Source organism: Streptomyces sp. NPDC093221 (genome assembly GCF_044753885.1).
Taxonomy (GTDB): Bacteria; Actinomycetota; Actinomycetes; order Streptomycetales; family Streptomycetaceae; genus Actinacidiphila.
Window position 1 is genome coordinate 376,909 of record NZ_JBIVOA010000007.1, and the last position, 12,259, is coordinate 389,167.

A 12,259-nucleotide genomic window follows, 5' to 3' on the forward strand; every position below is an offset into this window, starting at 1 on the left:
TGTAACGCATCTTGCCGATATTTAAGTTACCCGCGTAACGTCCTGGAGATGAATAACCGTTACACGCTCCGCCGTTATCTCACCGGAGCGGTCGCCGCCCGCACCGGCGACGAGATGTCGGGACCGGCCCTGATGCTGGCGGGCTTCGCCCTCGCCGGTTCGACCACCGCCGCGTCCTCGCTGCTCGCGGGCATCACGGTCTCCGCCGCGGTCGGCGGGCCGCTGCTCGGCGCATTCCTCGACCGAGCCGTACGACCGGGGCGCCTGCTCGCCTGGGCCCTCGCCCTCTACGCGACCGGGCTCGGCGTGATCCTCGCGGGGCTCGCCCGCCTGCCGTTCCCCGTCACCATCGTGATCGCCGTGGCGACCGGACTGCTGGGACCTGCCCTGTCCGGCGGATGGACGGCCCAACTCCCGCGCGTGGCAACGGGCGACCGCCTGCCCCGCGCGAACGCCCTCGACGCGATGACCTTCAGCGCCGCGAGCCTGGCCGGTCCGGCTCTCGCGGGCGGTGTGGCGGTGGCGCTCGGCGCCTCGACAGCCGTGGTCGTCTCCCTCACGCTCATCGCCCTGGCGCTGCCCGCCGCGTGGACGCTGCCCGGCCGCCCAGGTCCGGCGCGTGGTGTCCGGGCCACGTCGGTGCTCCACGACCTCGCCGCCGGAACCCGGGTCATCCTCGGCCGACCCGCGCTGGCCCGGGCGACCCTCACCTCGGTGATCTCCTGCGTCGCCCAAGGCATGGTGACCGCGTGCCTCCCGCTCCTGGGCGAGCGGGTCCTGGGCGGCGCCGGCCGCGGCGCCCTCCTGCTGTCCTGCGCGGCGGTCTCCGCACTGCTGGCCACCACCGCGCTCGCGCGCTTTCCCCGTGCGGCGGCGCCCGACGCGATCATCTGGGCCGGAGCCCTCGTCCAGTCCGCCGCCTGGGCCCTGGCCGTAGGGGGCCACCCGGCCGCGCTCGTCGCGGCCTTCCTCCTGGCGGGAATCGGCGAAGGCCCCCAACTCGCCGCCCTGTTCGCCGTCCGCCACCGCGAGGCCCCCGCGCACCTGCGAGGCCAGATCTTCACCACGGGCGCCAGTCTGAAGATCACCGCCTTCGCCCTGGGGGCGGCCACCGCCGGACCCCTGGCGAGCCGGTCCCTCTCCTGCTCGCTGACCCTCGCCGCGATCACGGCGCTGCTGGCCGCCCTGGCGTTCTCCGTCATCCCCGCGTCGGGCCGCGTGTCCGGTGGCCTGCGCGTATCGCCCTGAGCCACGTCTATCAATGACACGTGACATGTGACATGCTACAGAAATGCGGAGTGCGGACGTCGTCATCGTGGGGGCCGGGATCATCGGGGCCGCCGTGGCCAGGAAGTTGGCCATGGGCGGATTCCGGGTGACCGTCCTGGACCGCGGCGCGTCCGCCGGAGGGACGTCGTCCAGCGGGGAGGGCAACATCCTGGTCTCCGACAAGGGCCCCGGCGCCGAACTCGACCTCGCGGTGCTGTCCGGCCGCCTGTGGACCGAATTCGCCGCCGAACTGGGGGAGGAGCTGGGGCCCGGCTTCCCCGACCTCGAGTTCGAGGCGAAGGGCGGCCTGGTGGTCGCGACGACGGGGGCGGGGGCGGACGCGCTCCTGGCATTCGCGTCCACCCAGCGGAAGGCGGGCGTGGACGCCCGTGCGGTGACGGCGGCGGAGGCCGCCGAGCTGGAACCCGACCTGACGCCGCGCGTCGAAGCGGCCGTCTTCTATCCCGGCGACGCCCAGGTGCAACCGGCCGTCGCGACGGAGGCGCTGCTCGCCTCTGCTCGTCGGCACGGCGCACGGGTACGACAGGGCGTCACCGTTCTCGGCGGCGTCGTGGACCGCGGACGGCTCGTCGGCGTGGAGACCACGGCCGGGCGCTTCGCCGCCGAGCACACGGTCGTGGCCGCCGGACCCTGGTCCGCCGAGGTCGCGGCCGGCCTCGGCGTCCGCCTCCCGGTGCTGCCCCGACGCGGGACCGTCCTGGTCACCGCGCGCATGCCGCACCGCGTCCGGCACAAGGTGTACGACGCGGATTATGTCGGAGCCGTCGAGTCGGGGGACGCGGCCCTCCAGACGTCCAGCGTCGTCGAGTCGACGGCGGCCGGGACCGTACTCATCGGCTCCTCGCGCGAGCGCCGGGGATTCGACGAGCGGATCGAGGCCGCGGTGGTCGGCGAACTCGCCGCCAAAGCCATGCTGCTCTTCCCCTTTCTGGCCGACGTTCCGGTCATGCGCGCGTACGGCGGCTTCCGGCCGTTCATACCCGACCACCTCCCGGTCATCGGGCCCGACCCCCGGTTGCCCGGCCTGTGGCACGCGACCGGACACGAGGGCGCGGGCATCGGGCTCGCGCCCGGCACAGCGGAACTGATCGGCGCGCTGATGACCGGCGCGGAGCCCGAGATCCCGGCCGCCCCGTACGCCGTGACCCGACCGTCGCTGGGACTGAAGGAGGAGACCACCGGATGAAGATCTCCGTGACGCTGGACGGCGAACGGCTGTCCGCCCCGCAGGGACAGACCATCGCGGGACTGCTGATGACGCGGGGCCGGGTCTCCTGGCGCACCACCGCCGGCACCGGTCGGCCCCGCGGCCTGTTCTGCGGCATCGGCGTCTGCTTCGACTGCCTGGTGACGGTGAACGGCCTCGGTGACGTGCGGGCCTGCCAACGGCTGGTGGCCGACGGCGACATCGTCGAGACGGGGGCGAGCGATGTCGAGCGTTGACGTGCTGGTGATCGGAGCGGGACCGGCAGGGCTCGCCGCGGCTCGGGCGGCCCGGCTCAGCGGGGCGCGGGTCGTCCTGCTCGACGCGTCGGCCGTCCTGGGCGGCCAGTTCTGGCGACACGCGGCGACCGGGAATTCCGCCCCGGAAGGCCATGCGCCGACCGGGAATTCCGATGAGGACAGCCACGCGGCGGCCGGGACTTCCGCCCCGGACAGCCACGCGCCGCAGCACAAGTGGTCCCGCTTCACCGCGCTGCGCGCCGCGCTGACGCGGGACCCCGACTGCGAGATCGTCACCGGCGCCCAGGTCTGGGCGGTGGACCGCCGCGACGCGGGGCCGCCGGTCGTCCACACGCTGGTCGGCCCGGCCGACGGCGCTGACCGGCGCCGCCGGGTCTTCGAACCCCGCGCCCTGGTGATCGCCACCGGAGCGCACGAGCGCACGCTGCCGTTCCCGGGCTGGGACCTGCCGGGCGTCTACACGGCGGGCGCCGCGCAGGCGATGGCCAAGGGCGACGGCGTCGCCGTGGGCAGGCGAGTCCTGGTCGCGGGCACCGGCCCGTTCCTGCTTCCCGTGGCCACCGGCCTCCTCCACGTGGGCGCGAGCGTGGTCGGCGTCGTCGAGGCGAGCACCTGGCGGCGGATCGCCCGCGGCTGGCTGCCCCGCCCGTACGAGATGCGGCCGAAGGACGTGCTGTCCAAGTCCGCCGAACTCGGCGGATACGCCGGCGCGTTGGCCGTACGGCGCGTCCCCTACCGCACCGGCGCGGCCGTCGTGGCCGCGCACGGCGACGACCGGGTGACAGCCGTCACCGTCGCCCGGATCACCGACGACTGGACACCGCGCGAGGGCACCGAGCGGCGTATCGAGGTCGACGCGGTGTGCGTCGGCCACGGGTTCGTCCCGCGCACCGAGATCGCCATCTCGGCGGGCTGCGCGCTCACCGCCGACGGAAGCGTGCGCGTGGACGACGAACAGCGCACCTCCGTACCCGGTGTCTACGCGGCCGGTGAGATCACCGGTATCGGCGGCGCGGACCTGGCCCTCGCCGAGGGCGAGGCGGCGGGACGAGCCGCGGCCGGTCGGGCTGCGGCCGGTCGGCCCGCTGTGGGCCGGGCCGGTGGCACCGCTGAGGTGACCCGCCACCGCGCCTTCGCCGACCGCATGCACCGCGCACACGGCATCCGGCCCGGCTGGCGGTCATGGGTCGACGACAGCACCGTCGTGTGCCGCTGCGAGGACGTGACCGCGGAGCGGTTGCGCGCCGCGGCCACCGCCACCGGGAGCTGCGGGCTGCGTTCCCTCAAGCTCAGCTCCCGCGCGGGTCTTGGCATGTGCCAGGGCCGCACCTGCGGCCGGAACGTCGAGGACCTCCTGCCGACCGCGCCGCTGGACCAGGGACGTATGGCCCAGCGCCCGATCGTCGTACCGGTCCGGCTCGGCGACATCGCCACGGTCCAGCCGGCGGCGGCCCCATCGACCACCACCCCCCTCCCGCCGACCCACCTCAGAACACCCCACCGATGAAAGGCAGACCATGACCAGTGAGCACTTCGACCTCGGCGGCGTCATCGTCGCGACGGCGCTGCCCTACAAGCCGGACAGCTCCGCCCCCGCAGGGCTCGCCGTCGACTACGAGCGATACGCGGAGCACTGCGACTGGCTGATCAGCAACGGCTGCCGCGGCGTCGGGCCGAACGGCTCGCTCGGCGAGTACTCGTCGCTCACCGACGAGGAGCGCCGCCGCGTGGTGCAGGTGGCCGTCGAGGCCGTCGGCGGGCGCGGACTCGTACTGGCCGGTGTGCACGGCGCGGGCTGGCACCAGGCCGAGCACTGGGCCGAACTGGCCAAGGCAGACGGCGCGGACGCCGTACTCGCCCTGCCGCCCACCCTCTACCGGGCCAGCGACGAGCAGGTGGTCGAGCACTACCGGCACATCGCCGGGGTCGGCCTGCCGACGATGATCTACAACAACCCGGTCGACACCAAGGTCGACCTCCTGCCGCCCCTGATCGCGGAACTCGCCGAGATCGACGGGGTGGTTGCGGTCAAGGAGTTCAGCGGCGACGTCCGGCGGGCCTTCGAGATCAGCGAACTCTGCGACATCGACATCATCGCGGGCGCCGACGACGTCCTCCTGGAGCTGATGCTCGACGGCGCCGTCGGCTGGTTCGCGGGCTTCCCCAACACCTTCCCCGCCGAGTCCGTCGCGATCTACGAGCACATGGTCGCCGGGCGGTACGACCAGGCCCGGGAGCTCTACAAGCAACTGGTCACCGTCTTCCGCTGGGACTCGCGGACGGAATTCGTGCAGGCCATCAAGGTGGGAATGGACATGGTCGGCCGATACGGCGGCCCGTGCCGCCCGCCGCGCGGACCGCTCACCCCTGACCACGAGAAGCAGGTGCGCGCCGCGATGGACCGCGCGATCTCCGGCATCGAAGCGCTGTCCGCGGAAGCGGCCTGACATGCGGGCGCGACGACGGCTGCGCCCGGCAGCCGGCCCGTGCCCGGCGGCTCTCACGCCGTCCGAGGAGGCGGCATGGATCTGACCGAGACCTCCCCGGCCGAGCGCGCGGCGCTGCTCAACGCGATCGCGGACGCGCTGTCGTCCGCGGCCGACGAGCTGATCCCGCTCGCCATGGCGGAGACCGGACTGGCCGAGGCACGCCTGACCGGAGAGCTGAAGCGCACGGTCGTACAACTGCGGATGTTCGCCGACGTGTGCGCCGAGGGGGAGTTCCTCGACGTGCGGCTCGACGCGGCCGACCCGGACTTCGTCCTGGGCCCCCGTCCCGACCTGCGGCGGTTCAATCTGCCGGTGGGGCCGGTGCTGGTGTTCGCCGCGAGCAACTTCCCCTTCGCGTTCTCCGTCGCCGGAGGCGACACGGCTTCCGCGCTGGCGGCCGGCTGTCCGGTGATCCTGAAGGCGCACCCCGGCCACCCGCGGCTGTCGGCGCTGACCGCCGAGAAGGTGCGGGCCGCGGTGGCCACGGCCGGCCTGCCCGCGGAGACCTTCGACGTGGTCCACGACCAGGACGCCGCCGTGCGGCTGCTGCGCGACGACGACCGGATCGCCGCGGCGGCGTTCACCGGCTCCTACAAGGTCGGCCGACTGCTCGCCGCGATCGCCGCCGGACGTGAGCGCCCGATCCCCTTCTACGGCGAACTGGGCAGCGTGAACCCGGTCGTCGTGACACCGGGCGCGCTGGCCGAGCGGGCCGACACCCTCGCGACCGGCTTCGTGGCCAGCGTGTCCGGCTCGGCGGGACAGCTCTGCACCAAACCCGGCTTCCTCTTCCTTCCGGACGGCCACGGCCTCGCCGACACGCTCGGCTCGGCGGCGGGCGCGGTGCCCGGCCACCCGCTGCTGCACGAGGGCATAGCCGCCGCCTACGCCGCGCGCCGCGCCGCCGTGCTCGCGACCCCGGGCGTGTCCGTACTGGCCGAGGGATCGGTGGAGGTCGAGGTATCCGGCCGGAGCCTGGCCGCACCGACCCTGGTCGAGGTCGGACTCGGCGATCTGCTGAAGCACCGCGCCACACTGCTCGACGAGGCGTTCGGTCCCCTGTCGGTCGTCGTGCGCTACGACCCCGACCGCCTCGACCTCCTGGTGGCGGCGGTCGGGGAGTTGTTCCCCGGCGCGCTCACCGCCACGGTGCATCGCGCCGCGGGGGAGAGCGACGCGTGGCTGCGCGGCCTTGTCGCGGTGCTGAGGGAACGGGTGGGCCGCCTGCTGTTCGACGGCTGGCCGACCGGCGTCGCGGTGACCCCCGCGATGCAGCACGGGGGGCCATTTCCCGCCACCACCTCCCCGGCGACGACGTCCGTCGGCACGGCCGCGATCCAGCGCTTCCTGCGCCCAGTGGTCTTCCAGGACTGCCCGCCGGAGCTGCTGCCCGCGCCGTTGCGCGACGACAACCCCTGGCGGGTTCCCCAGCGGCGCGCGGCGGCGGGTGCGTCGCAGAACTGGGGACACCGCTCCGCCTGACAGCGGCTGGCGGCGGTCACCGGGCGGAACCGGAATCCGGACACGTCGATCGCCGCCATGGCGCCGGGCAAGCAGATCCGGCGCACCGCCCAGGTGGCACTCGACGCGACCCGTCCGTTCCACGACCGGGACACCTACCGCCGAGGACGCGGCAGCGGCCGGATTGGACGGACTCACCGTGCGCGGGCCACGCCCCGACGGCCGGGGCGTTCCGGCCGCCGCATTCGACACGGTCGTCCCGACACACGCCGCGTGCGGGACCTGACCGATCGGTAAGATGTGCCATTGCACTGACAGGGAATGGCTGTTGACTGGTGATGGGGACGATCATGGCGATTGAGGACAGCACATCTCTGGGGCTGCTCACCCCCTCGACCAGCCTGCGCGAGCGGGTCGAGGAGGCGATCGCCGCGGCCATCGTCTCCGGTCAGATGCCCGCGGGCGAGGTGTTCTCCGCGCCGACCCTCGCCGCCCGCTTCGGCGTCTCGGCCACCCCGGTCCGCGAGGCCATGCTCAACCTCGCCAAGCGCGGCATGGTCGAGATCCTGCGCAACAAGGGCTTCCGCGTCACCGCCGTGAGCGAGGACGATCTGCGCGCGATCGTTGACGTCCGCCAACTGCTCGAAGCCCCGGCGGTCCGCCGCCTGTCGGGCCGGCTCACCCCCACCGACCTGGCCCATCTGCGCGGCCTCGCCGAGGAGATCGTGCGCGGCGCCCGTGACGGCGACCTCGCCCGCTACCTCCAGGCCGACACGACCTTCCACCTCACCCTGCTCAAGCTCGTCGGCAACACGCGCCTGCACGACATCGTCGCCGACCTCCGCGCCCAGACCCGCCTCACCGGCCTCGCCGACCTGGTCGCCACCGAAGAACTCCAGGCATCCGCCCGCGAGCACCTGGAGATGCTCGACCTCCTCGAAGCGGGCTCCGCCGACGCGTGCGAAGACCTCATGGTCCGCCACATCGGCCACGTCCTCGGCTGGTGGTCCGGCCACACCGAAGCCTGACTTCTTCCCCCTTAGCCGAGCAGGGCGGCGAGGGTCGCCGACAGCGAAGCCGCGCTCAGGGGCTCGTCGCGGGTGAGTCCGTGGAGGAGAGCGCCGTCGAGGTACGTGACGGCCGCTCGCGCGGCTCGCGGGCTGGCGTACGCGGTGAGGATGTCGGTGAGGCCGTCGGTCCAGACACGGGCGGCGGGGCGGAGTTCGGGGCGGTAGGCGGCGGCGAGATAGAGCTGCATCTCGGTCAGGGCGCGGGGACGGTCGGCGAGATACGCGGCGGTCAGCTCGGCCAGCGCGGCCGGAACGTCGGCGCTGTCGTGGAGAGCCGTCTCCCAGGCGCGCAGTTCCTGCGCCGAGAGGTCGGCGGCGTAGCGGAGCGCGGCGGCGGTGAGGTCGTCCAGGCTCGCGAAGTAGTACGTGGTCGCGCCGAGCGGCACCCCGGCGCGCGCGGCGACGAGGCGGTGCGTGACGGCGTCCACCCCGGACTCGGCGATGACCTGGCACGCGGCCTCGGTGATCCGCCGCCGACGCCCCTCGGGATCGCGCCGCCCGGTCAATGCGCACCGCTGAGGTTCAGCACCGCCACCCCGGCGACGACCAGGGCCACCCCGAGGACCTTCACCGCCGTGACCGGCTCGCCCAGGAAGAGCGCCCCGATGATGACGATCAGCGTCGTCCCCAGCCCCGACCACACGGCGTACCCCACACTGACCTGCAACCCCTTCTGCACGGCCACCGCCAGGGCGACGAACGCGCCCGCGTACGCGACCAGGCACACCACCGTCGGCCACAGCCGGGTGAACCCCTCGGTGCTCTTGAGCAGGCTGGTGCCCAGCACCTCCGCCACGATGGCCAGACCGAGCAATACGTACGGCACGCCGGACGCCTCCCGAGTAGTACGGATGTACAAGTACAAACGTACTACTCGGTGGTCTCACGTCGTGGCCCGGGAGCCGACGAGAAGACGCGCGAACGGCGGGACAGAGGTCGGCGAGCGCCCTCCTGAGAGCCGCTCACGGCAAGGACCGCTCCGGGTCCGGACGGGCGGTGACGGGAGGTCAGGGCCGGGGAGCGCGGTCCAGGCGTACGCGGAGGGTCGCGGCGAAGTCCTCGGCGCGCGCCAACTGGACGCGCAGATCGTGGATCTTCTGGACGGCGGCCTGCTCGTAGGCCCTGACACGCTCCAGGAGCGCGTCGCGCTCGGCGCCCGGAGCGAGGTCCGCCGCGTCGAGCCGGTCGGTGGCGTCGAGGAGGTCGCGCATCTCCTCCAGGGTGAAGCCGAGCGGCTTCATCCGGCGGATGACCATGAGGCGGGCGACGTCGGTCTCGGTGTAGAGCCGGAAACCGCCCTGGGACCGGGCGGAGGGGGTGACCAGTCCGGCCTCCTCGTAGTGCCGGATCGTCCGCAGGGACAGCTCGGTTCGTTCGGCGACCTCGCCGATCTGCATGTGTGTGCTGCCCACGACCGTCTTCTCGGCCCCTTCTCGTCGCGGGACGCCGCCCCGGTGGTGAACCGCCGCGTCCCGTGCGGCCCTGAATCCATCTCTACCCTAACGTTAGGGTAGAGTCGCTGCTGTTGAGGACGACGTGCGTCGTTCCCCAACGGTGCGCGGCTCCGTCGTGTCCGCCCACCGCCGTGTCGGGGCCGACGACGCCCCCGCTCATTTCGCGAGCAGGAGAGACGAAGCGTGCGCATGCCACAGCCGTACGCCGCCTGCTGCCCGCCGTGACATCACCAGCGTACTGAGTCGCCTCCGCCAACTGCCGTGCGGCTCGGCCGCGCTCCCGGACGTCCGCCCGCGCCGACGGGCGATCCGCGCACCGCCGTCCCGGCCCTGCGCCCCACGACCGCGCTGCCCCGACCGGCCGCGCCCGAGCACGACAGGTCACCCCGGTGTTGCCGACCTCCTTCCCGTTCTCGTCCGCGCGCCTGCGCGCTCTGCCCCCGCCCCCGTGGCTGTCCCCGAAGGTCTTCCGCGTCGAGGTCCTGGCCGGTCTGGTCGTCGGACTCGCGCTGATCCCGGAGGCGATCTCGTTCTCCGTCATCGCGGGCGTCGACCCCAAGGTCGGCCTGTTCGCCGCCTGCACCATGGCGATGGTCATCGCGTTCGTCGGCGGCCGGCCCGCGATGATCTCCGCCTCCACCGGCGCGGTCGCGCTCGTCGTCGCTCCCGTGGCCCGCCAGCACGGCCTTGGCTACCTCATCGCCACGGTGATCCTCGCCGGGATCATCCAGATCGCGCTGGGCGCGCTCGGCGTGGCCACGCTCATGCGGTTCGTACCGCGCGCGGTGATGGTCGGCTTCGTCAACGCGCTCGGCATCCTGCTGTTCGCCGCGCAGATCCCCAACCTCCACGACGTGCCCTGGCAGGTCTATCCGCTGGTCGCGGCCGGTCTGGCGATGATGGTCTTCTTCCCCCGGCTGACCAGGGCGGTGCCCGCGCCGCTGGTCTCGATCGTGATCCTCACCGTGGTCACCGTCGCCGCCGGTATCGCGGTGCCCACCGTCGGGGACAAGGGCAAACTGCCCTCCTCGCTGCCGGTGCCAGGACTGCCTGACGTGCCCTTCACCGTCCACACCCTGACCGTCATCGCCCCCTACGCGCTGGCGATGGCGCTGGTGGGGCTGATGGAGTCGCTGATGACCGCCAAGCTCGTGGACGAGATGACCGACACCCACTCCAACAAGACCCGTGAGTCCATCGGGCAGGGCGTCGCCAACATCGTCACCGGCTTCTTCGGCGGCATGGGCGGCTGCGCGATGATCGGCCAGACGATGATCAACGTCAAGAACGGCGCGCGGACCCGCCTGTCCACCTTCCTGGCCGGGTTCTTCCTGCTCATCTTGTGCATCGTGCTCGGCCCGGTCGTCTCCCACATCCCCATGGCCGCCCTCGTGGCCGTCATGGTCCTGGTCTCGGTCGGCACGTTCGACTGGCACTCGATCAAGCCCGCCACCCTCAAACGGATGCCGGTCGGGGAGACCGTGGTGATGGCCGTGACCGTCGCGGTCGTCGTCGCGACCAGCAATCTGTCCATCGGCGTCGTCGTCGGCACGATCACCGCCATGGTGATCTTCGCCCGCCGCGTCGCGCGCTTCACCGAGGTCACCGCCGTCACCGACCCGGACGGCGCCAGCGTCGTCTACGCCGTGACCGGCGAGCTCTTCTTCGCCTCCTCCAATGACCTGGTGACCCGCTTCGACTACGCCGCCGACCCCCGCACCGTCGTCATCGACCTGACCGACGCGCACATCTGGGACGCCTCCTCCGTCGCGGCCCTGGACACGGTCACCGCCAAGTACGCCGCCCGCGGCAAGAGCGTGGAGATCGTCGGCCTCAACCGGGCCAGCGCCCAGATGCACGGCAATCTCACCGGTGAACTCACCAGCACGTGACACGCGTGTCCGGGGCGGCCGACCTCAGCGGCGGTCGCCCCGGACGGGTCACCACCCGCCGGCGAAGAAGTCGGCCAGCGCCTGCGGCGAGTGCGCCGCGCTGCTGGCGTTCGCGAAGGCGATGACGAGCACGATGAGCGTCATCGCCGCGCCGGCGGCGACGCCGAACGTCATCGTGCGCTTCGACCGGGCGTCGGCCGCCGCCCTGGACCGCCTCCACAGCAGGACGCATCCGACCGCTGCCGCGAGCGCGACGAGCGCGGCCATGGCGGCCAGGACGGCGTGGTAGACGGCGAAGTCGTTGACCATGACGGTGAGCGCGGGGGAGTGCTGACCGGCGGGATAGTCGGCGAGCTGCCTGCGTACGTCGGTCAGGGTTCCGTCGAGTGCGCGGTCCGTGCCGCCCCCGGTCAGCATGGGAAGCAGCGAGGCGAACGGCGCCGTCGCCCCCTGCACGTTGGCCACCAGCGCCACCAGGGCGAAGAGCCCGAGGAGCGTGACGACGGCCCCGGGCGCCACGACGGACAGGCGTCCCACGCGCCCGCCGGTCCGCTGCCTGGCCTGGCGCCACAGGACGACGCCCAGCGCCACGACGGTGGCGAGGAGCAGTGCCGAGACACCGGCTTTCACCACGTGAAAGCGGAACCAGAAGCTCACCGTCGCGTCCAGTTGGCCCGGAAAGCCCTCCCTGCCCGAGCCCCAGTAGGCGACCATCCCGCGGCGGAACGTGTCGCCGACGTTCCCCGTGTTGACCGAACTGCGGGCGAGCGCGTTCGGCGCGATGAAGAAGGCGACCAGAAGCGCCCCGGTCAAGGCGGTCAGCGCCCCGGCCTGCCGTCGCGGCGTGGCGGTCAAGCGGGGCAGAAGTCCCAAGCTGTTCATGTAGATCTTCCCGAGTAGGAGCGAGCGCCGTTCCGCGCGAGGTCCGGGAGCCGCGTCTCCTCCGCGATCCCCGCAACCGGAAGCTATCGAGACCGCGCCCCGCCGGTCTGTGGGGCCAGCCTCCAACTCGGGGTGGGGTTAACCCCCTTCCGCGGGCGGCGCGGACGTCTCCCCGGTGCGCGTGCGTACATGGCGACGCCGAACTGCGGTGCGCCAGGACCGCGTTGGCTCCACGCATCAGACGCCCCGCGCCCCCC

12 protein-coding genes are annotated in these 12,259 nt (G+C 72.8%); 8 read left to right on the top strand and 4 right to left on the bottom strand.

All coding sequences use genetic code 11. From position 1 onward, the window contains the following. The first annotated feature begins 48 nt into the window (after window positions 1-48). From ACIQCJ_RS26410 to ACIQCJ_RS26440, 7 genes are all read left to right on the top strand, one after another. Window positions 49-1,248 (top strand): MFS transporter, encoded by a 1,200-nt coding sequence (locus ACIQCJ_RS26410; RefSeq protein WP_402712714.1) that lies wholly within the window; start codon window positions 49-51, stop codon window positions 1,246-1,248. A gap of 43 nt (window positions 1,249-1,291) precedes the next feature. Next, a complete protein-coding gene (locus ACIQCJ_RS26415; protein ID WP_402712715.1) occupies window positions 1,292-2,476 on the top strand; it encodes an NAD(P)/FAD-dependent oxidoreductase in 1,185 nt (394 codons plus the stop codon). Then, the gene (locus ACIQCJ_RS26420) at window positions 2,473-2,733 is read left to right on the top strand and encodes a (2Fe-2S)-binding protein (protein ID WP_401314159.1); all 261 of its coding nucleotides are present in this window, start codon (window positions 2,473-2,475) and stop codon (window positions 2,731-2,733) included. The genes ACIQCJ_RS26415 and ACIQCJ_RS26420 overlap by 4 nt, the downstream gene beginning before the upstream one ends. Next, entirely contained in the window at window positions 2,720-4,261 is a 1,542-nt protein-coding gene (locus ACIQCJ_RS26425; protein WP_402712716.1) for an FAD-dependent oxidoreductase, read from the top strand. The genes ACIQCJ_RS26420 and ACIQCJ_RS26425 overlap by 14 nt, the downstream gene beginning before the upstream one ends. 10 nt (window positions 4,262-4,271) lie before the next feature. After that, on the top strand, window positions 4,272-5,201 hold the full coding sequence (locus tag ACIQCJ_RS26430) for a dihydrodipicolinate synthase family protein (RefSeq protein ID WP_355343503.1): 930 nt from the start codon (window positions 4,272-4,274) through the stop codon (window positions 5,199-5,201). A gap of 75 nt (window positions 5,202-5,276) precedes the next feature. Then, on the top strand, window positions 5,277-6,725 hold the full coding sequence (locus ACIQCJ_RS26435) for an aldehyde dehydrogenase (NADP(+)) (RefSeq protein ID WP_402712717.1): 1,449 nt from the start codon (window positions 5,277-5,279) through the stop codon (window positions 6,723-6,725). Between the two features lie 329 nt (window positions 6,726-7,054). Next, window positions 7,055-7,732: a GntR family transcriptional regulator gene (locus ACIQCJ_RS26440; RefSeq protein ID WP_355343494.1), complete on the top strand. Its 678-nt coding sequence runs from the start codon at window positions 7,055-7,057 to the stop codon at window positions 7,730-7,732. 11 nt (window positions 7,733-7,743) lie between these two features. On the opposite strand, the gene ACIQCJ_RS26445 is transcribed toward ACIQCJ_RS26440, so the two are convergent. The 3 genes from ACIQCJ_RS26445 to ACIQCJ_RS26455 form a co-directional block, all read right to left on the bottom strand. Further along, window positions 7,744-8,280, bottom strand: a complete 537-nt coding sequence (locus tag ACIQCJ_RS26445) for a TetR/AcrR family transcriptional regulator (RefSeq protein ID WP_402712718.1) — start codon at window positions 8,278-8,280, stop codon at window positions 7,744-7,746. Continuing rightward, a complete protein-coding gene (locus tag ACIQCJ_RS26450) occupies window positions 8,277-8,600 on the bottom strand; it encodes a multidrug efflux SMR transporter (protein WP_188282846.1) in 324 nt (107 codons plus the stop codon). Before ACIQCJ_RS26450 ends, ACIQCJ_RS26445 begins: the two co-directional genes overlap by 4 nt. 181 nt (window positions 8,601-8,781) lie before the next feature. Continuing rightward, window positions 8,782-9,186 carry a MerR family transcriptional regulator gene (locus ACIQCJ_RS26455; protein WP_355343487.1) on the bottom strand — a complete coding sequence of 135 codons (405 nt, stop codon included), beginning with the start codon at window positions 9,184-9,186 and terminating at the stop codon, window positions 8,782-8,784. 431 nt (window positions 9,187-9,617) lie between these two features. Here ACIQCJ_RS26455 and ACIQCJ_RS26460 point away from each other — a divergent pair, with 431 nt between their 5' ends. Beyond that, window positions 9,618-11,120, top strand: coding sequence for a SulP family inorganic anion transporter (locus ACIQCJ_RS26460; protein ID WP_402712719.1), 1,503 nt, complete (start codon window positions 9,618-9,620; stop codon window positions 11,118-11,120). A gap of 48 nt (window positions 11,121-11,168) precedes the next feature. On the opposite strand, the gene ACIQCJ_RS26465 is transcribed toward ACIQCJ_RS26460, so the two are convergent. Continuing rightward, the gene (locus ACIQCJ_RS26465) at window positions 11,169-12,002 is read right to left on the bottom strand and encodes a tat (twin-arginine translocation) pathway signal sequence (protein ID WP_402712720.1); all 834 of its coding nucleotides are present in this window, start codon (window positions 12,000-12,002) and stop codon (window positions 11,169-11,171) included. Window positions 12,003-12,259 lie beyond the last annotated feature (257 nt).